The organism is Haloarcula amylovorans, from assembly GCF_004681185.1.
In the GTDB taxonomy this organism is placed as follows: domain Archaea; phylum Halobacteriota; class Halobacteria; order Halobacteriales; family Haloarculaceae; genus Haloarcula; species Haloarcula amylovorans.
Map to the genome: position 1 here is coordinate 228,835 of NZ_SRIF01000004.1, position 23,743 is coordinate 252,577.

At 55.9% G+C, this 23,743-nt stretch carries 18 protein-coding genes and 3 pseudogenes; 9 read left to right on the plus strand and 12 right to left on the minus strand.

The annotated features are described in order from the left end of the window. The first annotated feature begins 393 nt into the window (after window positions 1-393). Both E4S61_RS17025 and E4S61_RS17030 read left to right on the plus strand, forming a co-directional pair. Window positions 394-3,744, plus strand: coding sequence for a glycoside hydrolase family 97 catalytic domain-containing protein (locus tag E4S61_RS17025; protein ID WP_135305154.1), 3,351 nt, complete (start codon window positions 394-396; stop codon window positions 3,742-3,744). A 428-nt stretch (window positions 3,745-4,172) separates the two neighbouring features. Beyond that, on the plus strand, window positions 4,173-7,958 hold the full coding sequence (locus E4S61_RS17030; RefSeq protein ID WP_245180801.1) for a glycoside hydrolase family 97 catalytic domain-containing protein: 3,786 nt from the start codon (window positions 4,173-4,175) through the stop codon (window positions 7,956-7,958). A gap of 39 nt (window positions 7,959-7,997) precedes the next feature. Here the strand turns inward: E4S61_RS17030 and E4S61_RS17035 are convergent, their stop codons facing one another. Further along, window positions 7,998-9,056, minus strand: coding sequence for a TrmB family transcriptional regulator (locus E4S61_RS17035; protein ID WP_135305155.1), 1,059 nt, complete (start codon window positions 9,054-9,056; stop codon window positions 7,998-8,000). Window positions 9,057-9,264: 208 nt separating this feature from the next. Here E4S61_RS17035 and E4S61_RS26985 point away from each other — a divergent pair, with 208 nt between their 5' ends. Together E4S61_RS26985 and E4S61_RS17045 are read left to right on the plus strand one after the other, a co-directional pair. After that, entirely contained in the window at window positions 9,265-9,495 is a 231-nt protein-coding gene (locus E4S61_RS26985; RefSeq protein WP_449405163.1) for a DUF7344 domain-containing protein, read from the plus strand. A 211-nt stretch (window positions 9,496-9,706) separates the two neighbouring features. Further along, a pseudogene (locus E4S61_RS17045) lies at window positions 9,707-10,665 on the plus strand (ImmA/IrrE family metallo-endopeptidase). Between the two features lie 286 nt (window positions 10,666-10,951). Here E4S61_RS17045 and E4S61_RS17050 read toward each other — a convergent pair. Next, entirely contained in the window at window positions 10,952-11,380 is a 429-nt protein-coding gene (locus E4S61_RS17050; RefSeq protein WP_135305157.1) for a hypothetical protein, read from the minus strand. Window positions 11,381-11,564: 184 nt separating this feature from the next. Here E4S61_RS17050 and E4S61_RS17055 point away from each other — a divergent pair, with 184 nt between their 5' ends. Further along, window positions 11,565-12,503 (plus strand): DUF6610 family protein, encoded by a 939-nt coding sequence (locus E4S61_RS17055; protein WP_135305158.1) that lies wholly within the window; start codon window positions 11,565-11,567, stop codon window positions 12,501-12,503. Between the two features lie 292 nt (window positions 12,504-12,795). Here the strand turns inward: E4S61_RS17055 and E4S61_RS17060 are convergent, their stop codons facing one another. Both E4S61_RS17060 and E4S61_RS17065 read right to left on the minus strand, forming a co-directional pair. Then, complete coding sequence (locus tag E4S61_RS17060) at window positions 12,796-13,815, minus strand: hypothetical protein (RefSeq protein ID WP_135305159.1); 1,020 nt, start codon at window positions 13,813-13,815, stop codon at window positions 12,796-12,798. Further along, a complete protein-coding gene (locus E4S61_RS17065; RefSeq protein WP_209309534.1) occupies window positions 13,815-14,708 on the minus strand; it encodes a hypothetical protein in 894 nt (297 codons plus the stop codon). Before E4S61_RS17065 ends, E4S61_RS17060 begins: the two co-directional genes overlap by 1 nt. Before the next feature lie 189 nt (window positions 14,709-14,897). Between E4S61_RS17065 and E4S61_RS17070 the strand changes: the two are divergent. From E4S61_RS17070 to E4S61_RS17085, 4 genes and pseudogenes are all read left to right on the plus strand, one after another. Then, a pseudogene (locus E4S61_RS17070) lies at window positions 14,898-15,367 on the plus strand (IS200/IS605 family accessory protein TnpB-related protein); the annotation flags it as partial. An 89-nt stretch (window positions 15,368-15,456) separates the two neighbouring features. Beyond that, window positions 15,457-16,896, plus strand: a complete 1,440-nt coding sequence (locus E4S61_RS17075; protein ID WP_135305160.1) for a PAS domain S-box protein — start codon at window positions 15,457-15,459, stop codon at window positions 16,894-16,896. Window positions 16,897-17,370: 474 nt separating this feature from the next. After that, the gene (locus tag E4S61_RS17080; RefSeq protein ID WP_135305161.1) at window positions 17,371-17,595 is read left to right on the plus strand and encodes a hypothetical protein; all 225 of its coding nucleotides are present in this window, start codon (window positions 17,371-17,373) and stop codon (window positions 17,593-17,595) included. After that, window positions 17,588-17,782, plus strand: a complete 195-nt coding sequence (locus tag E4S61_RS17085; RefSeq protein WP_135305162.1) for a hypothetical protein — start codon at window positions 17,588-17,590, stop codon at window positions 17,780-17,782. Before E4S61_RS17080 ends, E4S61_RS17085 begins: the two co-directional genes overlap by 8 nt. 232 nt (window positions 17,783-18,014) lie before the next feature. Here E4S61_RS17085 and E4S61_RS25525 read toward each other — a convergent pair whose 3' ends face one another. The 8 genes and pseudogenes from E4S61_RS25525 to E4S61_RS17115 all read right to left on the minus strand — a co-directional run. Next, window positions 18,015-18,185 (minus strand): hypothetical protein, encoded by a 171-nt coding sequence (locus tag E4S61_RS25525; RefSeq protein ID WP_167768547.1) that lies wholly within the window; start codon window positions 18,183-18,185, stop codon window positions 18,015-18,017. Window positions 18,186-18,414: 229 nt separating this feature from the next. Then, window positions 18,415-19,359: a hypothetical protein gene (locus E4S61_RS17090; protein ID WP_135305163.1), complete on the minus strand. Its 945-nt coding sequence runs from the start codon at window positions 19,357-19,359 to the stop codon at window positions 18,415-18,417. A 110-nt stretch (window positions 19,360-19,469) separates the two neighbouring features. Further along, a complete protein-coding gene (locus E4S61_RS17095; protein WP_135305164.1) occupies window positions 19,470-20,189 on the minus strand; it encodes a DUF7519 family protein in 720 nt (239 codons plus the stop codon). Beyond that, entirely contained in the window at window positions 20,186-21,445 is a 1,260-nt protein-coding gene (locus tag E4S61_RS26740; protein ID WP_135305165.1) for a DUF58 domain-containing protein, read from the minus strand. Before E4S61_RS26740 ends, E4S61_RS17095 begins: the two co-directional genes overlap by 4 nt. Beyond that, window positions 21,442-22,029, minus strand: coding sequence for a DUF7269 family protein (locus E4S61_RS26990; RefSeq protein ID WP_449405164.1), 588 nt, complete (start codon window positions 22,027-22,029; stop codon window positions 21,442-21,444). The genes E4S61_RS26740 and E4S61_RS26990 overlap by 4 nt, the downstream gene beginning before the upstream one ends. Then, the gene (locus E4S61_RS17105; RefSeq protein ID WP_135305166.1) at window positions 22,026-22,436 is read right to left on the minus strand and encodes a hypothetical protein; all 411 of its coding nucleotides are present in this window, start codon (window positions 22,434-22,436) and stop codon (window positions 22,026-22,028) included. The genes E4S61_RS26990 and E4S61_RS17105 overlap by 4 nt, the downstream gene beginning before the upstream one ends. Before the next feature lie 409 nt (window positions 22,437-22,845). Beyond that, window positions 22,846-23,445: a hypothetical protein gene (locus tag E4S61_RS17110; protein ID WP_135305167.1), complete on the minus strand. Its 600-nt coding sequence runs from the start codon at window positions 23,443-23,445 to the stop codon at window positions 22,846-22,848. A gap of 114 nt (window positions 23,446-23,559) precedes the next feature. Next, a pseudogene (locus E4S61_RS17115) lies at window positions 23,560-23,743 on the minus strand (integrase core domain-containing protein); the annotation flags it as partial.

The following is a 23,743-nucleotide window of genomic DNA, read 5'->3' on the forward strand; positions in this document are numbered from 1 at the left end:
ATCGATGAGACTATCCCAGATTACGAGCGATTTGAGCGCCGCCAACTAATAAGGGAGTTATGACAAGAGGCAGACGGAATTAACTGTGTATCGATGAGACAGTAACACACGAACTCCTTGAAGACACCGGTGCTGAGGCCATAATCGAGTTCGTTCCAGAAGAGCATCTGTTCGGTACCTTACCATCAGAATCGTTTTCGAAGTCAATCAAGCTCTCGTGTACTTCTATCCGGGCTTAATGGCTGTGAAAGCACAAAACGCTGGATTGAAAATGAGACCTTCTACAGGGTGATCTTTCGGAGAGGAAAACCTGTCTTGGGCGCTTTCTTTCCCTAACTGTTGTAATATATCTACACAAACACTTTTGACTATGCGTTTGCGTGTACTGAGTATATGACGAATAATACTGGAGGTAACGAGAATACGGCATGTGGAGATGGCACGGCAGAGGGCAAAGGATCACGACGTAGTGTTAACCGGCGAGGATTTATTGGAGCGCTCGCGGGTTTCGGTGCGGCTACCTCATTGCCATTAGGGGCAAGCGATGCAACTGCCAAACCAATAGCATCCGGTCCAATTCAATCGTCATACACGGTACAGTCGCCAGATAATACTGTAGCCTTCGAAATCACACTCGACGGCACGGAACTCCGGTATTCGGTTTCGTTCGACGGCCGGACGGTAATCGCCGACTCGAACCTCGGAGTGACGCTTGGAAATGGCGAACTGAACGGCAACCTCTCTATTACAGGCAGCCAGACGACATCACACGACGAAACGTGGCAACCAGTCTGGGGCGGGTTCAGCGGTGTTCGAAATCATTACACACAACTAGAGCTCGGCGTCGAAACGACTGACTCCCCGAGACGTCGCTTGACCTTGGAATGTCGTGTGTTCGACGATGGGATCGGCTTTCGGTACGTCTTTCCGCAACAGCCAAACCTCGATGAATTCGCCATTAATTCGGAGCACACTGGCTTCGAGTTTGTGGAAGATTACGAGTCGTGGTGGATTCCGAACGACTGGGACAACTACGAGTATTTCTATTTCAACACACCAATCAGTCAGGTCGACGCTGGTATTCGGCAAAACCACGATAAGACGGCCGATCCGCTTCCAGTCAATGAAGACGCTGTTGATGCACAGGGAGTTAACACGCCGGTAACGTTGAAAGCCGCTGAGGATTGTTATCTGAGCATCCACGAGGCAGCACTGACCGACTACGCCGGAATGACGCTTGCACAAACCACAAATGGGACGCCAAAGTTCGAATCGGCGTTAGTGCCACGACCGGATGGGTCGAAAGTCTGGGCGACGGCTCCTCACGCTTCACCATGGCGGACTATTCAGTTGGGTAGATCACCGGGTGATCTGATAGAGTCCAGGCTCATCCTGAACCTAAATGAGCCATGTAAAATCGAGGATACCTCGTGGATAGAACCCCAGAAATACTGCGGCCCGTGGTGGGACCTCCATATCGGCAAGTCTGACTGGCCCAACTCCGGTGATTCGACTCTTCCGGTCGGTGCACGCACCGACAACGTCAAGCAGTACATGGACTTCGCCAGCGAGCACGGCATCGGCGCGGTCCTCGCAGAGGGCTGGAACAAGAACTATGATATGCCCGAGAAACAAGATTACACCGAGTCAGCCGACCACTTCGACCATCGTGAGGCGTGGGACTATGGTCAGTCACTCGACCCACCGGTAGAGTTCATGGCGCACAACGAGACGCTCGGCAACGTTGACAACCTGGATTCCCAAATAGACGCAGCGTACTCATGGTACGGTCGCGAACCAATCAACTCGATAAAGACGGGCTACGTCGGAGAGGACAACGTCACGCTAAATGACGAAGTGCACCACCATCATGACCAGTCGATGGTGAAACACTACCGTCGAGTAGTGACGACCGCTGCCGACAACCAACTGCTGTTGAACGCCCACGAACCCATCAAACCGACGGGTGTCCGCCGGACCTTCCCTAACTTCATGACTCGCGAAGGGGCGGCCGGACTAGAGTACCAGAACTTCAGTCTCGACGGCGTGAACCCGACGCATACGGTGACGACGCCCTTTACACGGATGCTCGCCGGCCCTATCGACCACTGTCCGGGCATCTTTGACGTGTTCTACGACGAGTACACCGGTGGGTTGCAGGCCGACCCCGACTGCCGCGTCCACACGACCAGAACGCGGCAGTTAGCTCACTATCCGATGTTCCTGAGCGGGCTCCAGATGGTCTCGGACCTGCCGGAATACTACACAGACGGTGCAGACGGTGATTGGTCGCAGGTGTTACCCGAGTTCGCCTACGTCCGCGACGCGCCCGTCGACTGGGACGAGACGCGCGTTCCGACGGCCGAGATCGGGCAGTACGTCGCCATCGCGCGGCGAGACAGTGACGAGTGGTGGATTGGCGTCGCTACGGACGACCAAGCGCGAACCATCGACGTACCGCTGGAGTTCCTTGACGACGACATCGCGTACGCGACGACGGTCTACTCCGACGCCGGCACCGCGGACTTCGAGACGAATCCGATGGACGTCCGCGAAGACGAGTTCGTCGTCGAAGCGACCGAGACGCTGACCGCTTCGATGGTCTACGGTGGCGGGCAAGCGCTCCGGCTCGAGCCGGCGACCAACGCACAGGTGTCGTCGCTTCCACGGTACTCCTCGCCCGAGCAGGACGACTACGAGGTGACGATCACGGAAGAACCGATAGCGGGAGAGCGCTTCATCACCGTCGGCGGTACCAACGACGGGAGCGTCGTCGGCGGCGAACGGTTCGAAATCCGCGTCGACGGCGAGGTATACGACGAGGTACTCGTCCGTATCAGCCCTGACGGTAGTACGTTCGAGGTTCCAACAACGCTCGACGAACTCGGGGCCCACGAGATCGCGGTCGGTCCTGTGGACGAGGCCCCTATCGCGACCCGCACTGTCTCCGTCCAGACGGACCTCCCACTCGGGGACCCCGTCGCCAAGTGGGAGGACCCGAAGGGTGACGACGACGGTCCCGGTTCGTACTACTACCCGCTGAACGGCTGGTTCACCGACGGCGCGTTCGACATCGCCACGTTCGAGGTCCGAGAAACCGACGAGCGCTACCAGTTTCTCTACACAATCCACGGCGAACTGATGGACCCACGAGCAGGGAACGCCGGTTTCACTCGTGGATTCTCCGTCCAGCTGCCGGAACTATATGTCCGTGATCCGACCGCGAATCGGGTCTCCGAGGCGACGCAGGCTCGTGACGGCGTCAACGCGGAACTCGCTGAACCGTACCACTACCGCTTCGAGAATATAGAGGGGACGACGCAGGTCCAGCCTCGAGTCGCGGCTGCCGACGGAAGCGTCATCACCGAGGACGTGAACGTCTACGCGTCATCGGCCGTGGACGCCATCATGTTCGACGTTCCCAAGAACGTTTTCGGGCCGATTCGAGCGCTCGAACTCTGTCCACTCATGCTCGCCGAAGATGACTCGCGCGCCGACCGAACCCGGCCGATCATCAGCACGGAGACGTGGGAGAACGGCGCGTCGTGGAAGGACGACTTCCGCTTTGGCGGCGGCCGCGACGACGAGATGAACCCGAACATTATCGACATGATCACGCCCGATGGAGTAAACCAGAGCGACGCACTGGCCTACTCAGCGGACCGACAGGCACGGTTGCCGATGGTCAAGGTATCGAAACATGTTTCGAAGGCGGTTCGTTCGGCGTCCGCGCACAAGCAGTGAGGGCGATTTTCGAACCGACGAGCAACAGAGGTGAAACACTGAAGGCGTCGCGTTCTCCGGGTCACCGACGCACGACCTCGAATAGAGTTTTTGTATTAATACTGCAATAGTAAAGCTATAGTATTCAGCCACGTTGTGTTCGAACGCTGCCAGTGAAACTGGGGAAGGCAGCATCCGTCGACTGACGACGACTCTCGATGCGGTTTACTCTCCGCCACCCTTTCTATGCGAATCGGCGAATATCTATCGACACACCGTCTTTACTCAGCGTATCGGGCGACGTTGGCGCGCTCGGACAGGTCTCGTCCGATACTATCCGAAATAGTCATCTCAAACCCATTATCCAGCAGCCGTCTCGAATCTGCCTAGAACTTCTGTAATAGAAGTACAGAAACTATTATTTATGTCCTCCATTAATTGTTGTGTACATGCCGCGTGACTCAGGCAGTACGGGGAAGGCAGGAGCAGAGAAGGACGGACGAAAGACCACAGCGCTCGGCCGGCGGGACTTCTTAGGTGGAATAAGCGGACTGATAGCCGCCGCGGCGTACACGGTAGACGTACCCGAGGCTGTCTCCGGCCAGATCGAGAACGGCAACGACGGCGACGTGCAGACGGTTACGTCTCCAGACGGGAGCATCGAAGTGACGGTGGACCTCGTTGACGGCCGGCCGACGTACGCGATGGCGTTCGACGGGTCGACCTACGTCGACGCGTCGTCGCTCGGATTCGACTTTCAGAACCAGTCGACCTTCGGCGTGGCGTCTGATGGGTCCACCGGTGCCGCCGTCACCGTCACCGGAAGCGAAAACGGCACCGAAACGGAGCGGTGGGATCCCATTTGGGACCAGTATGACAGCGTCGCCGAGGAGTTCAATTACCTGCGTCTCAGTCTCGAAGAGACAGGGAGTCCGAACCGGTCGGCGAACCTCGAACTTCGCGTGTTCGACGATGGTCTCGGCTTTCGGTTCGCCTTCGACGACGATTTCGCTGCCAACAGCGACAAGACCGTCATCACTTCGGAGAACACGCAGTTCAACTTCGCGGACGATTACACGGCGTGGTGGATTCAAAACGAGTTCGTCAACCCCCGCTTCGAACAGGAGTATGAGGAGACCGTCCTTAGCGACGTCTCTGCCGGAACCCGAACGATTCGGCCGAACGGGAACACGATTCAGAACGGGGCGCATACGCCGTTCACCGTCAAAGCCGGCGAGGACGCGTATCTGAGCGTTCACGAGGCAGACCTCACGGACTACGCGACCATGTCGCTCGCACCGCAGTCCGAGGACGGCGGGACCGACTTCACCGCCGAACTCGCTCCTCTGCCCGATGGGACGAAGGTCGCCACCGAAGCGCCAACGGTGACGCCGTGGCGGACGATACAGGTGACACAGACGCCCGGTGAGCTCGCCGAGTCGTCGCTGATTCCGCTGCTCAACGACGACCTTGACGAGTCGGTGTTACCTACCGTTGCCGGCGAACCCGACACGAGTTGGATTACGCCGCGGAAGTACGTCGGCATCTGGTGGACGATGATCGCGGGCAACGCTAAGTGGGAGTACAAACCCGACGCCGACATCGAGGCCAACGGGAACGATCCGGCGGCGTACATCCACGGTGCACGAACCGAGCGGATGAAACGCTACATGTCCTTCGCCAGCCGAAACGGCGTCGACAGCGTCCTCGTTGAAGGGTGGAACGAGGGGTGGGATAGCTACCCCGGATCCGGAGCGACGATGGACTTCGACCAGTCCTATCCCGATTTCAGCCTGACCGAGGTCACGGACTACGGCCAGTCGCTTGACCCGGCGGTGGAGATGACCGCTCACAATGAGACCGGTGGGAACCTTGACAACTATGAGGAGCAAATTCTGGACGACGACATCTTCCAATACTACGAGGAAAACCACATCCGTACCATCAAGAACGGTTACGTCTCCGACGCGGGCCTGATCCACGAGAGCAGCGACAACTCGCCGACCATCAACCACCACTGTCAGATAGCGGTCAACCACCACGAATTAGTCGCCCGTGAGGCGGCGGGTAACCGCCAACTGCTTGAACGCCACGAAGCGGACAAACCCACCGGCAAGCGCCGGACCTACCCGAACCTGGCGGCCACCGAGACGGTGAAAGCACAGGAGTTTGACGGGTTCAACGCCCTCGCGTCCGACCTCGGCCCCGACCATCACGTTGAGTTGCCGTTCACGCGGATGCTGGCCGGCCCGACGAGCTTCCAACCCGGCATCTTCGACATCACGTTTAACGACGACACCGGTGGGCGCATTCAGACGACGCGCGCGAAGCAACTTGCCATGTATCCGACCTACAATGCCGGGATGCAGATGGCTGCCGATCGTGTCGAGGCGTACGTCAACCCCGAACTGGGTGTTGGTGAACTCGTCCAGGCTGCGGCTGGGGACCTTGACGGGATGATTACGGCCGACAACTGGCGGGACGCCTTCGGTACTAACTACGTCGCGGTTGACCCGAGTCGCGTCCCGTCCGGTGCGTCAGTGTCCTTTTCGGTTACGGATGTCCCTGCCGACGGGATATACGACCTCCATCTGCGCTATGCGAGCGACGCCGAGCAGAACGCGAGTCGGGTTGTCGAGGCCGGACGGACCGGAGCGACCCTTCGAGTGAACGACTCGTCGGAAGCCATCGAACTTCCCTTTACCGAGTACTGGGACGATTGGCAGGTGTTCACCACCTCGGTCGAACTCACCGAAGGCAAAAACACCGTCGCCGTCGAATTGCACTACGACGACTCCGGCGACTCTTTCACCGGCGACGTTGGCGGGTTCAACCTCAATACGGTCGCTGTCACCGAACAGGGCGAGACGTCACCGATCCCGAGCGAATATGCCGGCTACACCCCCGAGAACGAGAACTTTGACACGGAGCCCGAGTTCGACTTCCTCGAAGCGATACCGGCCGGCGACTGGGACGATACGACGGTCGTCGACGCTGAGATCGGCGAATACACCGTTACGGCTCGACAGTCGGGCGAGGAGTGGTTCGTTGGCACGATGACCGGCGAACGCGGGCGTGCGCTCGACGTGCCACTCGATTTCCTCGCACCGGGACGAGGGAATGAGCGGGCGAACGAAAATGGCGCGCCAGCGAACTGTTCGAACGTTCCTCGTGGGCCAAAATACGTCGCGGAGATGTACAGCGACGGCATCGACGCATCACTCGACGGAGAGCCGACTGACGTCCGAATCGACGAGGCCATCGTCGACCCGAGCACGACGCTGCTGGCGTCAGCCGTGGCCAGCGGCGGGCAGGCGGTCCGTCTCCGGAAGGCTCGTGGCCGCGAGCGAGCCGAACTCCCCGAGTACGAGCGACCCGAACAGCAATACGATACTATCTCCGTCCCGGAACAGACCTACGTGACCTTCCCCTTCGAGGTGGAGATAACTGGCTCTCACACCGGCCAGTTTATTGGCGGCGAGGAGTTGAACGTCTACGCCAACGGCGAGCAGGTGGACACTATCCTCGTTCGGTTCTCCTCGACACAAGAGACGGACAGTTTCAGCCTCACCTTCGACGAACCCGGTGAGTATGAAATCACCGTCGGGCGGTCACTCGACGGCGCACTGCCAGCACAGACCATTAGTATTGAGGACCCGTACGCCGCCGAACTTCCCGAACAGTATTCGACGTTCGCGTCCGCGCCTGCCGAGTTCGGCCGTATCGACGACAGACTCCTTATCAACGCCGCTGGTGAGGATATAGAGACGTACGCCGACGAGTACGGGACCATCTACGTGGACGACGGACTCGGTGAGAGCGGCACGGTCACGGCGGAGATTCTCGACCAGGAGAACACGAACTCGTTCGCCAAAGCGGGCATCATGGTTCGAAACGACATCACCGGAGCCAGCGAGTCCCCCGGTTACCTGTTGCTGGCGACCTCACCGCTGCTCGGGCCGTTCATGCACGTCGATACCGACGCGAGCGGTCGGGTCGACAGTTTCACCGGGTCGAACGTCTCCTACAGCTTCCCGACGCACCTTCGACTCGAAAAGGAGGGTACGACGTTTACTGGACTGGCGAGCGTCGATGGCGGGTCGACGTTCACCGAGATTGGTACCGTCGACGTTTCCTCTGCGGCCGAGGTGCAAGACGCCGGAATGTTCGTCACCTCACACAACGTGGGTGTAAAGAGTAGAGTGGCCTTCGACGACTTCGAAATCACGGAGTAACTCGCGACGGCGGTACTCGTCTACCCAGACGGGAGCCGCTCACTCGGCGACGTCGAGCGTGATGTCCAGCGCTTCGTAATCTTCGACGATCGCGTCAATCCCGCCGACCGTCACCACCTCGCCGTCGTAGGAGACGCTGAGACCGTTCTCGACGGGAAACGTGTTGGTGAACGGCTCGATTAGCCCCTGCCGAATCTCCACGATGGGAACTTCGTGCATCTCGGTGAGTTCGCCTGTAGTTGTGTGCTGTGCACGAATCGTCGCGGTCAGGTCGTTGCCCGCCCGTTTGTGGAGTGTCGCGTGTACCAGCGCATTACGGAGTTGCGGATACGACTTGGGCAATTCGTCAGGTTCACAGAGATACTCTTGGTCTGCGATTCGCCAGTAATTACTCAGGTAGGTACTGAAGAGGTTGCCGGCCACGGAGGAGCGCGTGAGCGAGACGGCGCTCCCCTCGGCCCCCTCGTCGATGAACAGTTTCGGCTCGTCGTGGATCATAATTTCGTTGTCGACCGTTAAGAGCGGACGCGGCTCGGCGTCCCACGTTCGAACGATACTCGCACGACCGACGAGTGAGCCACGGTCGAACTCGTTGAGTCCGGGTTCGGTCAGCAGAACGTACACGGTAGCATCGCGGTCGACGGCAGCGGCCAATTCCGATTCAAATCGCTCGAACTTGGCCGCCGGCATGCAGATAAATACTTCCTCCGTCGCGCGGTCGATGAACCGCTTCCAGCGCTTGATGATCGTCTGTCTAGACTTTATCAGCTCTACTTCGAGTTCGGCGGGCTTCTGATTCGCCAGTTGCTCCGTGACGTCCGCTTTGACCTCGTCGAGTTGCTTGTTGATCCCCTCGACAACGCTCTCGGGGTCCTGTGCCCGGACCATCGATGGTCTGACGTGGTCGTTGAGGAAGACGAGGCCGCGCTCGTCGAGTTGTTCACACATCTGGTAGACGTACCGCTGAGACACCTCGGAGTCAGCGATAATCTCGCTGACCTTGGCTTCACCGTGGTCAAGAATCGTCAGATATGTATCGATTTCCTTAGACGAAAGACCGAGAAGTTGGAGATTGTTACGAAGACGCTCTTCAGTCATATACAATACTGCAAGAGTGCCACTAAAAAGCTTCTCGCTAATTGTGTTCGTTCGATTCGAGATAATGCCACTTTTTCTCTCATCCTCGAATGTTGGATAAAATCCTATTAGATCTATGCCACATTTACCCCTCTAAAATCTAAGTCCATCGCCCTGAATCTGTGAGGCACCGTGTCATTCCCCGATGTTGGAGGGGATTTGTCAGTTCATGGTCGCACCGAAACACGAGTCTGACTTCGTGTTTCGCGGCGCAGACAGCACAGACGATTCGCAGCTCCAGCTGATTCATACTCATCTCCCAAAATTGGCTGAGGCGGGCTATATCGAATGGCATCGCGAGACCGGCGAGGTTTCGAAGGGGCCTCGGTACGACGAGATCGAACCACTCCTTGATCTGATCGAAAATCACGCAGACGAACTCCCGCCTAATTGGCCCTGACCTGTCTCAAGTTGGACCGAGTTGCTCCGCAGAGATTTCTGATTCTTCTGCTATACGTCTAGGTAGTCTCTCGATCAGTTGTAGTCCGCACTGAGCGTTCGCTCTTCATCGATTCGCAGTCACTCACCGCTCATACAGCACTACAGCATGATTTTCTGCCCCCCGGAGGAGGTGCGGGGGCGTACCCGAGAGTGCGTTCCGATAGATACCAATGGCGACGATCCAAACCGACCTTCCTGACGCAGAGACGTCTAGCCAGCAAACCACGCACTCCTTCGACGATTCAGACACCCGAGCCGACGACATGCGTGACCAACTCGATGCGTGGGTTGAGGACCTTGCCGAGCTGACCGACGAGGCCCAGGCCAGCGAGCAGTTCCAGCAGTGGCTCGAAGTCCAGTCGACGTTCCACGATTACTCGGCCCGGAACACGCTGCTCATCCAGTTGCAGTGCCCCAACGCAACCAAGGTCGCTGGGTACAATACGTGGTAAGCAGAGTTCGACCGACACGTCCAGCAAGGGGAAGACGCGATCTGGATCTGGGCACCCATCATCACCAACAAATGTCCTGAGTGTGGCAACTCGCCGTCCTATCACGCAAACACGGAGTGTGAGTACGACGAGACCGATCCTGATGAATGGTCCCGAGGACTGGTCGGCTTTCGGCCGACGTCGGTGTTCGATATCTCTCAGACCGAGGGCGAGCCGTTGCCCGACTCGAAACCGAAGCGTATGGTGATGCAAATGGGCTCGTCGAAGAACTGTTGACTGCGACTGACGCCATCGGCGTTGATGCGACTATCGTTGCTCCCGATGAATGGGAGCACGGCTCGGCACACGGGGTGTGTGAACGACGGAGTCCAACGACGACAAACCCGGTCGTGGAGGTGGTCGGCCGGACAAACCGGGCGGATCTTGCGAGTACGCTCATCCACGAGTTTGCTCACGCGATCATGCACTTCGAGCGTGAACCCGGCGAGGAGAAATCGCGGTTGGAGGTCGAAGCCGAAGCGGTGGCCTACATCGTCAGTCGGCACTTCGGCTTGGATCCGGACAACTCGGCGTTCTATCTGGCGGCGTGGGACGAAGACGCGCCAACGACGGTTCGAGATCGACTAGATCGGATTTCGAGTACGGCGGCTGAGCTCATCGACGCTATTGAGAATTAAGCCACGAGGGCTATCTCTCGCTGGTCACTGCAAATATCTATAGTTGCGACTTTTGTGACACCACACCTCGTTTCGAATGAAAACGCACCTCCACTGTTCCGTGTTTTTCAGCGGAAGCAGTGGTGTGTTTCTACGGAGAGCGTTAGCTGTTTGTGAAAGTGTCAGACAGAACTCTACACAGTATTGATTTCGACCGACAGGGGGAGAATTGATCATTCAGTAGACCTGCATATATACCACTCGGAGACCTTCTGCACCAGCGGTGTGTGGACCGTTCTATGATGCCTTAGAGGTCAAAGGTAGATACCACCAATGACTCCTTCTCAGTATCATGGAGTACAATAAGTTCTGAAAGTTCCATATTTTCATAGCGTATCTCGGTAGTGTATTCCACACCGCCAGAGCACGCAACTGTGTTTTCTTCATTTTTCGGCTCGCCTGTATAGATACGACAGATAATCGATTGTTCCTCAGATGGCCCATATAGCGATGAGTCTAGCACAAGTCCCTCATCAACGTAACCAATAGTACCATTAATTGTAATCACATTCTCTGATTGCTTATTGATCTCCGCTTGATTGTTCAATTTATCGCAGACACTATTTGAGAGACTCGTGGTGGAAGTCATCTGTGGCATATCATCCTCTGTAGAAGTGCAACCTGCCAATCCAGACCCTATCGCAATAGTACTGAGGATTAATTCTCTTCGTTTCATGTCTTGATATTATCTTTCGATTGTGAAGTGCTTTCCCTGTACTGATCATTCTGGACACAATGAGGACAACGGAGAGCAACCAGCTGAGCTGTGAGACCGTGCCTGTGTCTCGGTTGGAGTACGGCGACGAGTGATTTGTGGTGCGCTGACCAGCTGAGCGCGCCTGACACGCGCTCGGTTCGTCATGGCAACAGACGCACGACACTCTTGGTCAGCGACAGCTATCGACGATGCAAAACAAGTTGAGTACGTCGGATTCCTGCATCGAGAACCGTTCGTCATCGACGCTTATGCGCTGGGATTTACAGTCGGTGTTCGTGAGGACTATTCCTATCAGTCGTCGCTGCGGAACGTCGATGTCCCAATCGAGATTCTGGACAACGATTTTCGAAATCCTGATTTGGACCGCTACATCGAGCGCTTTGAGCAGTATGAACCGTCCGTGGGAATGCTGGGCGATGCGTACGACTGCGAGGAAGCCCGGCGATACAATCGGGTGTCGAGAGAATTGAAAGGGACGTTTCCTGGGACGGAGATCATCATCGTTCCGAAGTGTCGAGAAGCGATTTCTGCGATTGGCGACGACCTCGCTCTGGGATACCCGATGGGATATTCCGACAAGACAGCCGAGGAATACACGAACATCGTGGACTGGCGCGATCGTCGAGTCCATCTGCTGGGCGCGAGCCCACCCAAGCAACATGAGGTGATTCAGGATCTCACACAGCCACGTGTTACGGGTGAACCACCAGCCGATATCGTCGGCGTAGACTGGAACGGGATCCACCTAGCGGCTCTGAAAGGCCAGTATTTTATGCCGTATGGCTACGGCAACGCGGATCAGCTCTCGATTCGAGCGACCGTGCGGGAGAGTTTAGAGTGGATCCGACGGTACTGGCAGACAACGGGCGTCTGGCCGACGTCGGGAACTGGCCAGAATCCATTAGACGGGGAACCGATGGACCCGGTCTTTGCTGCCGACGGCGGCCACGCGACGGCTATGGACCTCGAAGATGCGATTGTCGTCGAGTACGAGAACGGTCAGACGCTCGCCTATCGCTCCGAACGTGAACGAAGTCGTATCGAGTACCGGGAAGGGATAGTCGCCGTCAACCGGACGTAAGCAATTACGAACCACTCCCTGATTTTGTGCGCCTCTGGCGGGTGAGAGGCTCAGCATGAGTATTAACCAGTAGACAGTTGACGAAGAGGCACAAGATGAAGCAACCAACGACACTGATACTATCGCCGCCGAGCATCGCCTTGCGCAGGCCTCGGGTGAAGTGTTCGAGGGTGAACCCTTGGAGAGCGTTAAGACCATAGCCAACTTATCAAGGTGAACTCATCATATTGAGATTTTAAACACCCGTCTTACGGACTCCTCGGTGAGAAAACGGAACAGGGCGAACGGCAGCTCACCAGGGGAACAGCGGCGGCAGGTGGGACGCCACAGCTGCCGCCGTCAGTTCCTCACCGTCCTCGCCGTAGGTCATCGCCGGATAGGGCCCGAATGATGTGACGTGGTCGACGTACTGTTCGTAGCCCGACCGAGTATGTGGGGAGAACGGCGACCGGAGATCCTGTTCCTCGAGAGCCCACTGGCCGAACCGCTCGTTTGCGTTCTCGTTTTGCCGCCATTCGCCGCCCGAGAGCCTACTGCCTTCCTCGAAATCAGTCTCGTCACGTTTTCGCTCGTCGACGTAGAGGTAGTGTTTGGGATACCGGCTCACGTCCCAGACGCGGGCGAGTTTCGTTCCATCGGCCATCACTGCGAGTTCGAGGAACGTGTACATCGTCGGCGGTTGGACGATAAACGCGGGCACCACCTCCACATCCATGCCCGTTGTCTCGAGGAACTCGGTTGGACCGAGTTCGTAGAATTTCTTGCGCAGAATCTCGATGTACGTATCGCTCCCCCCAAAGAGGACGGACGCGCGCACACCCTCGATGCCGTTCACGTTTTCGCGTACAGCGTCGCTCTCGAAGCGTTTGTTCGTCACGTCGGCCCGAAGCTTACTTTTGCCGTCGAACCAGTCGAGATCGTCGCGCTCGATGATGTCCCTGATAACGTTCTCCTCGGATTCTTCCCCCTCGACGGCGACGTACGACGGCTTCTCGTTCGCGTTCGTTTCGAGGGTGATGCTCGGCCCCGTGACGTTTCGGCCGTCAGGCGTGGAGAAGGAAAGCTCAATCTGGTTCGCAAGCCGGTACTGTCGGAGCCCCTCGTCATACTCCGGGAGATGTTTACGCATCTCGCGAACTGTTTGCAGGTCGTCGGGAAGGTCGGTCACTGCGTCAGCGACGAACCAGGCATCGAGACACTTGCCGTTGTAGTCGGGCATCGCACTGTTGAGGTCGTCGCCACCCTCCGTGCTGTTCTCGCTGTGACCGGGAATCAGCGTAATGGTCGTTGCCGACGTTGAGCGCTTGACCATCAGTCCCACCCTCCACCGAATTTGATCTCCGTATCTGCGACCGTGAGCAGGAATCGGTCTGCGGCGAGGACTTCGAATCGATACGGCACGGTCGTGCCGTCGTCGAAGATGAACGTGCCCGCCTCCCCGGTGTCGAACTCGTCTCTGACCTCGGTCCGGTCGTAGACGCCGTGGTCGAACTGGAGGTCTCGCATCATAGTCGAAAGATAGGCGCTCCCCACAGGGGTAACCGAGGCGGTCGCACGGATGGCATCGAAGACGACTCCCCCGCGGTACGCGAACGCTTCGTCCGACGAATCGGAATCGCGGTCGGCTGGTATCCAGCCGATCTCAAGCCAGGAACCCACATCAAGGAGTTCGGGTTCGATGTCGCTCGCGTCCCAGTATATCTGCCCCGGAACGGTCTGCGGAACTGTCACCGGGTCGGACTCGGCGACCAGTTCCCGCGTCGACCAATCATCGAGTACATCCGTCGGCCGATAGAGCCGGAATTGGAAAGCGATTGGCGCGTTGGTTCCGCCGATTCGACCCGGCACGACGTCGGCGACGAAGTACGGGTGTGCCGCAAGGTTGAGCTCGGTGATCGGCCGCGAAATTGTGGGAGTGGGGGCGCCGTCAACAGTGACGTCAAGGGCATATTCGCCTTCGGAGACGGCAAGCGGACGGGCGTGTCGCGCAACCCGCGACAACGTGATATCGCTGTCAGTCTGCCACTGGTCGAGCGTCGACTCAAAGGTACCAAGTGGAATGTCGTCAATCGGGTCAGTAGCGGCTACGCTGGTGGCCCCGTAGTTCGACGCAGTCGCCCCGAATATGGTGGCGATGCCTGTTCCCGCAAACGACGACAGCACACCACGGCGTGATAGCCAAAGGGGATTCTCTTTTTGTGGCATCTCACGAACAGGTGACTGTCGGGGTTATAATACTTTACGTATCAATATCGCCATTGTGTTTAGTGAAGTAGCTTGCAATATGCGGTGAAAACGTGGAGCCGCGATTCTGCGGTCGTCGGATCGATATAGCTGGAGCTACTGGTGAACGAAGAAATACCTCATCTAGTTACCATCTTCCTGCAAGGAGGGAATCCCGTCATCGTGATGGAGGACTTGGCGTACATCCGCGAGTCTCTGGACTACGGGAAGTACATGAACCGTCGCCTTTATTCGTGGGCCTTCGCTCGGTTGCAAGGACGTATCGAGGACAAAGCAAAGACGTGGGTATTCCGGTTCGATACGTCCACCCGCAGTACACCTCGAAGACGTGCCACTCGTGCAAGCACATCGGGTATCGGCCTCGGCAAGCCGAGTTTAAGTGCAAGAACCCGGAGTGCCACGTATCGACGTTCCAAGCGGATATTAACGCGAGTGCGAACATTGCACGTCGCGTAGACCCGTGGGGAGAGAGCCTGCCGTGGAAACAGGCAGGCGATGACTCGCCACAGGACGGGAGCGGTTGTGACACCGCCACGACTCAGTGTGAGCAGAGCGAGACACCCTCGCAGATGACACTCACAACGCTTCGAGAGTCGAAACCCACTGCCAGCGACGACTGACTGGCATTCCCACCGTGTGGGAAGCCCCGTCGTTTACGACGGGGAGGATGTCACAACAATAATACGGGATTCTCTTCTTGGATAGGTCAATGGGGTACCTGGCGCGGGCGATTACGCGAGTCGACGGGCGGGGGAGTCTGCTGGCCCTCGGAGGAATCTACCTCGCGTTCGCGATCGGGTGGCCGTTCGTTCCGGGGGTCGTTCTTGATCCCGGCACCGATTTCGTCGCCGGTGTGACCGTCGGCGGGCCCGCACTCATCCTCCTCATGGCGGGCTACTGGTTGCCACGGACAGACATCCGGCCCGACCTCTTCGCAACAGTCGCGCGGTGGTGTATCGGCGCTGTCGGGGTAATACTCGGTATCCTCCTCTTTATCATGTTTGTCGCCACCCTCACAAACGTCATCGTGAACGTGTTCATCCTCACGGCACTCGCCAGCGTCGCCGGCCTCATCATGGGCGTTCACGACGCGAAGGCAAAAACCCGGGCGCGAAATGCCGAGGAGAAACAGCACGAAAACGAACGCTATGAAACCATCGTCGAGACCGTCAGCGACGGTATTTTCGTATCTGACCGCGAGAATCGCTTCACCTTGGTCAACCAGGCGTATGCCGACATGGTCGGCCACAGCCGTGAGGACCTCCTCGGCTCGCAGACGGAGCGGTTTATCGACGAAATGGAGACACCGAAAGCGGAGCTGCGACGCGCGTTAGCAACAGACGATAATGGGCCGAGAACCTACGAGGCGACGTTGAAAACTGCAGCAGGGGAGCGGATCGAAGCCGAAGCGACACTCGCTCCGCTCTCGGAAGACGACGGGAGGGCCCTCGATTTTGTCGGCGTTGTCCGCGACGTGACCAAACGCAACGAGCGTGAACGGAAACTCCACGAACAGAACGAACGCTTGGACAGCTTCGCGAGCATGCTGGCGCACGAACTCCGGAACCCCGTGACGATTGGGCAGATCTACAGCCAGCAACTGTCAGCCGAGGCAGATCCGGCCGCCGTTGAGTACGTCGCGGAGGCGTTCGACCGCATTGAGGACATGATCGACGTCATGTTGGTGCTGACACGCCGGAGTGAAGCGGTCTCTAAGAACGAGTTGGTTGTGCTCGCGGACACGGCACGGGACGCATGGGACGAGATAGACGCTCCCGACGCGACGCTGGATATCACAGCGGATGTCGAGATACGGGCTGATGAAACGTATCTCCGGCACCTCTTTCGGAATTTGTTCGAGAACGCGGTTGAGCACGGCGGAAAAGATGTCACTATCGCAGTCGGTGACCTTCCGACCGGGTTCTACGTGAGTGATGACGGTGTCGGCATCCCGCCCGAGGACCGAGAGGTCGTTTTCGAGGCCGGCTATACGACTGCGGCCGACACCGGGGGTACAGGGTTGGGGCTGGCGTTCATTCGCGAACTGGCCGGCGTGTATGGGTGGTCGTGCGAGGTGAAGCAGAGCGATGCTGGCGGTGCGTGCTTCGAGTTCACGGACGTTCTCCGAGAGACAAGTGACTCTGGCTGAATTGTATTCGCTGCCCTCATATCCTAGGCATCAGGGAACGTAACCATCGCACGAGACGTAATCCGATTCTCAATCTGTTCAATTCGATCCCGCTCGAACTCTCCAACTACGTCTCTGATACCTATAGGGGGGTCAACACTGATTTTATGACCCTCATGTGGGTGAGAGGCTGTCTCGAAAGAAGCCTCAACATTGGCGGCCCACTGAATCGTGTTCCGATCAGCGGAAGGTATCTGTCGAGTCGGTTACGACGGTCGTTCGCACGCGACAGTCTGCAGAGACCGGCCTCGAAGCAGCGGTTCTGCGGGTTGTCGCCCGGCAATCAGATAGTCTCACCGTGCCGGATATCTTGGAACTCCGGACACAGTTGGACGCCGGCATTGCTGAGCAAGCACCACTCCGACAGCAGGTTCGGACCGTTGTTGACGCTATCGCCAAAACGGTCGCTACGTAGGATCAACAGGAGATGCGGTTATGAGCGGGGATACCGGCGCCGCGGTTCTGGAGGAACTGCCACCCGAGCGACTTCTGTCGAGCGACCAGCTCCAGCTGATTCTCGCTGGGATTCGCTGTATGGACTCCATCGAGACGATACAAGCATATCTCGCCTACGAGACGACGCATCAAGACCGGACACACGTCCAGGACAAACTTCGGTTGCGCGCTCGAAAGCTCCGCCGGGGTGACGGCGATGAGTGACGAACGACTGTACATCGAAGTCCACGGTATCGGACCCGACCATATCCCGGCTCATTCGGACGAGCCAGCGGTCCCCGACGAAGCGACAATCATCGCGAACGATATTCACGATTTGCTTCGGGAGGAATACGGACTGACCGACGTCGAGGGTGTCGCGACCGTCATCAATTCGGACGCCCACGAATAGTTATTCGACGGCGACGACGCCTAACCGGCTATCTCAGACAGCGATTTTGTGCGCCCCGATGGGTGCGGGGCGGGCCCGGACACGTCCCGACAGCAATCCATGGTCTTGTTGAAGCCCTCATCGGGCGGTACATTTCAATAGTCGTGCTGAATAGAGAGCATGTCTCTCTCATCAACTACCGGGATCATATGACTGCGCTCACTGAACTAGGAGTGGATGACGGGCGAACATTTCACTCCTCCTCAGCGGTCGAGACGTCCTGCCACGACGACTCATCGAAGAACGATTGCAGCGCCATGAGAACTCCCGCGTACGTCCCGAAGGCAATGATCACGACTGGGACGACGATTGCCAGCACTAAACTCCCTAGTGGGTTGATTCCGAACATCTGGAGGGGGATCATGCCATACGGTAGGATTCACTCTTGATTAATATTGTCGAAATCATGCACAACTAACTCATGTCCGCGACTTCCGAACGTGCCGAAGGCGCGCCCTGTATGCAGCACAGCATTCGTATCAACTACTGAGGGTTTCACCAGAGCCGTATTTTCGTATGCAGCGGCAGCAGCCGCTGCTGGGCGGCTGTCCGATTCACAGTGTCGTCAGAAAGTACGATACCAACTGATTGTTTCAGGCTGAGGGTATGTCGTCTACTGGGTGTTCGAAGAGCCGGTCGCCAGTCTCGGCACAACGTGCGGCCACAACGTCATATGATTGGCAACAAGATTCGACAGTCTCCGTATCTAACTCGACATCCCCATTACCAGTCGGACACGTTTCGAGAAAGAGCCGTAGCGCGTTTAGTGACTGTCCTTTTGCATTTGGTGATAATCGCTCCCAGTTTGAGATATCGTTTGTGGCGATCCGGGCGGCAGCAATATCCGCGACAAGAGCGGTCTCTGATGGCCATTGCCCGACTCGGCGTCCATCAGCCTCGAGCACTTGCCCATCATCGAAGGTTTTGATATTGTACTCAGCTACATCTTCGAGCCCAAAAATGTTGACAGCGTCCGACGCAGACAGTTCATTATCGTTAACCTCTGCTATCATAGCCTGCCATCGCTGACGAAAGTCTTCGTCGAGGCAGAGATCGTCCTGTTGTTCACATGGAACGAGAATATTATTCTCCAGCAGAAGCGTCTCTGGATTGATCTCGTCAATCGTATCGATATCGGTAGCATCTTCGCTGTTCTTTTCGGGAATTCCGTCGGCTGTCTCATTGGCCTGGCTGTTCGTAGCAGCCTTTGAGGTTCCCGAGCGGTTGCCAGTTTCATAACTGTTGACCGCTCCGAGTCCAGTCTGCGACGGTGGTTTCGGGTCTTTTCCAAACCACTCCAAAACTGCGGCTGGAAGATACTGTTTTGTGAGCGTTGGCGTTCCAGGAATGATATATCCGCGGAGATAGATCAGTACAGTTGCTGCTGTGAACACAGCTGCACTGACTCGCTTAGATCTTCGTGAAGCTACCAAGCTGATAGCTAATGCAATGACGAGATTGACCACTGTACAAGCTAAGCAACGGTCTTCACCTGTATATTCTGGACTCTGTATTTTTTCAATCAATGGTTTTGCCATACAGCTATAACTCTATTCCAGCGTTTATAAATTATTTTATTTTATAAATAGATAATACTATATTGAAATATTTGTTAATATATCGAATAGTTTTGTATAGATATCTTGAGTTATGACGACCCGGTATAGGGGAGGTAGTACAGCAGTAATACGAACGAGAGCAGTCCGACTAGTATGAGTGCTAAGCCGACTACAGAGCCACGAGCAATCGAAATTCGGGAGACACCAACAGTCATTCCGATTGCAATACTTGCAGTAAGGCCGCTCGATACGGCATTCCTCAGTTCTACCTGAGTTGTTTTACTGGGATATCCACCATGATTACCAAGACTCAGCGCTTCTGATGCCATATTCCATGCGAAAAATAGTAACGACATCGCGGTTGCCGCCCGCCAAACTGGCAGATTACCAATTATGGTATTTCCAAGTACGCCGAAGAATATCGCGGCAAGTCCGAACAGTACCAACGACTGCCTGCCTGTACAGAAGCATGGAAACAGATTACAAGTAATCATCAGTAGTCCAACACCAGTCGCAAGAAGCGGCAGTAGCGTCAGTAAGGGTAGTCCCAGCGCGATTGCGCCGAGCAGCGCCATGCAACACCATGCGAATCCACTCACGGCAAGTGCTGTTCCGGTTCGCCGATACGCAGCCTGTCGAAGCACACTACCTCCGATACTGATTGTAAGCCCGGGAACTGCTAGCAGTAGTGGTGCCATCTGTACAGTTCCGACAGCGCCGAGAAAAGAGCCACTCACTGCCGTAACGAGTGCAAGAATGGAGCTAACGAGTGATGGATAGGTATCCGGGGGAGAATCTGGAATCTTCATCGGGCACCTCTCCGTTGGAGTATCGTTGCGAGTGGTCTCTTGGGTAACCAATCAACGATTGAAACACCTGCTTGACGAAGAACCTGAATTCGTAGATCGCGACGTCGACTGGCGAGTGCCGTTCCAGTTGACCCTCTTGCTGTAACATCGGGTGAGATAACGGTCACAGGATGGCCATTTGCTTCGAGTGTAAGTGGAACTTCGAGTGCAGGTTCATCGAGTAACGGTGAAAGAAAGATGACTCCGGTTCCTCGATCAAGGTGCTGACGGAGTTTCTGTAACTGTTGTTCCACGGACATCTGTGTAGTCCTGTCAGTGGGTGGATCTAGTGGGAGAGTTGCTGGGTCATCGAGGGTTCGCTGTATCATCTCGGTGTGCGCAGCACCTGTATTCGGAGCGACCCATGTACAGTCAGTAGTCAGGACTGCGAGGCCAATACGCTCGTTGGAGGCAGACATCGACTCAAGTAGCGTCCGCGCTGCGCTCCGTTCGGACAGAACCGCATGTGGTTCGTCATCACCACACGACCGGTAACACTGGTTACGGGCGTCGAGACAGAGCGTAAGTGTGCGTGAATAGTCCTCGTGAAAACTGATTGTCGCCAGCTCACCTGAGCGAGCGTACCGCTTCCAATCGATTCGACTAACTGGATCACCAGGACGATAGGGGCGGAGTTTTGAAAATTCCGTTCCGCTCCCGCTATCAGCTGTTCGAACTGAACCAGGGAACTGTCGAGTAACCCAATTGGCTACCGGTGTTTGATTCGGTCCACGGCAGTCCAGCTCCGTCTCTGTCGTGATCGTCGTAGTCGTGCGGAGACTCTTGCTCTGGTTATATGCAACGACAGTCGCCGGTTCAAACTGATGAACACCTGACTTTCCTGTTACAGTGTACGAGAATGTCGTCTGTTTACCAGGGCCAAGTACTGCGATATGTCGTGCAGAACCGTTTCGAACCGGGAGCAGTTTCGGGATGCCATCGATAACACGGAGATCGGTAACTGTCTGTTTGCCCATATTTCGAAGCGTGACTGAGATCTCGACTGCCTCATCGGGGCGGGGATCATCCGTCTCAATCGACCGCTCTAGAGCGAGAGACAGTTGAGGTGGTGCCGTGAGATGTGAGTAGGCTGCGAAGGCGACTGCGGGAATACCAAGTAGGACAGCCGTAGAATTGCCGAACAAAACACCGACTGCACTCGTAATTAGTACCGCTATCGGTGCGACAGCCCAGCGCTTCGTCCGTCGCCTTCTCATTGTTCTGGCTCCTCTTCAGAATCATACTCGAGTAGTATTCGTGCGGTCCGTCGCGCCTGTCGTCTAAAATGCACTCGTGTACGCAGCGACTGCAGAGACCAGTTCGCTTGTCTCGAGTCAGTACGGAAGAAGGCAGCAGCCACTGAGTCATCAGTCCATGTTCCTCGTTCTAGCCGCTTTTGTGCTATCTCTGCAGAACTGTTGGTTTGTGTAGCGATAATTCGAATCGCTGTCTGTCGCAGTTGGCGGCGAAGATGCGTTCGCTCGTCGGGAGGTAACAGTGTCAACCACCGACCGTGCAGGGCTTGTTCTATCTCATCACCCGGCGTTGGTGTCGACGGTACTGTTTCAGGACTCGTTAGTGATGTGGCTGACTCTTCATCGGATTCGTCCCATATCACGACTGGAATGAGAAGTAAGGCCACGGAGAATGCGATGGCAGTGAAGCCAGCAACGACTAGATTATCATCCCATGGCCACTGGGCCACGGGGACGACAGGCGTTCGATACAAGACGAAGAACCCTACACTGGCGAAGAGAAATCCAGTGATGACCAGTAGTCGGCTGACAAGCGTACGGCTCATTTATTTCTGTCGCGTATCTCTTGACGGATCTGATTCGCGCGTCGCTGGTGGTTGGTTTCTTCAACAGCCTTTCCGTAGCGCCTCGCTCTGAATATCGCAGTCATTTCATCGACCATTTCAGGATCAATATCGCTGGTGTCCGCAGCCTGAGCCCATTCTTTTGGAGTCCGAGAATGAGGATGATTTACATCGATTTCTTTTGTCATCGTAAGCCAAGTACTGTACACTTCGCTTTCTGGTGTATCCGGTGGCCAGCTTTGTCGTGTTTTGCCTGTCTCTTCGGTTATTGTGCTACTTTGGTGAGTGGGGCGCTCGAAGTGAGATCTTAACTGAAATAACACTCTCGCTGGCCGGTGTTTTTTAACTAGCCCGAGTATCAAAATCACCCCCAGCACGACTATGCTCATTTTCAGAGGGGGAAATAGTGAGATAAGTGTGCTGGTCGAGTCAGCTGAACGAGCCGTAATTTCGGCATCGAGCCCAAACAATTGGAGAAGAGAGCTAAGTAACAGAAACAGGAGCATACCGAATGAGATCCCGGATGCCCCATGATCTGGTGAAGAGACTTCGTACGATGAAATCGGAGTAGATGCAAGTGCAGCCGCGAGGACACCAAGTGTGAAAACTACGATAAATGCGGTCCCGAGCAGTAGTATTCGTTTACTCCCCATATTAAGATCCAGTCTGGACCCACTCGAAGACAGAGGTCCTCTGTTTCCTGAGGTACCAGTCACTATATGGTTCCAGTAGCTCTACTGGTATAGTCAGCGGGTTCTGTAATAATTGTATAATGATCGATTGGTGATGTTATTTCCGTTAACACCCACAGACACACTGTGGGTCGATATAGCAGCCAACCACGGGAAGACATCGTTCGACTTCTTTAATACACGAAGTCAGGTCACACTGCTCATCAGTACAGGTGGAGGCTGCCTGCGTAACCTGATTACGTGAAAGCTCAACAATATTTCCATCTATTTCGGGAGTGAGCAGATATCTTTCCGATTTATTATCAAATCGATAGATAGCATAACTTTTCTCTGATTCTAGCTCAGCAAAAAGCGTTAGCGTTCCGTCATCAACTGGAAGAGATGTTTGCACTCGATGTCGGAGTTCCTCTTTCTGGGCGATGACTGTCGTCCCTTCACCACGGCGATGCTGTTCGCCCAGTGACACATGAGTCTGGGTCGGAAATGACTCGTACGTGGGCTCCTGAATCAAATTAAAGTCTGATAGTAGCTTCACTGTGTCTTCTGCGGCACCGAGGTGCTTCTCGATCTTGGATTGATTGTACTGGACTTCAGATGCAGGCTGTGCATTAGCGATTCCTGAAGCACTCCCCGCAGCGAGGGAAGCACCAATCGATTTTAAGATAGTACGCCGTTTTGGTAACCGAGGACCTTTTTCACCAGACATCCGATTACAAATATGCTCGCCATATATAATAAGTATGCTGGCCGATATATTGTATATTATATCTAGAGCGGCTCAAATATTATAATTCTAGAATAATACCAATTCAGGAACTGTCTAGTTTAGGACCTCCTCAGCTGGAGTTCGATTGTTGAGCGATTGATGCGGTTGCTGCTGGTTATAGTAATGCATGAACTGTTCAAGTCACCGGCGGACGCTGGCCCGGCTGCCCACCTACGAGTGATGAAAGCGGTCGATGCGCATTTTGAAGGTGTGAAACCACTTTTCGATGAGGTTTCGG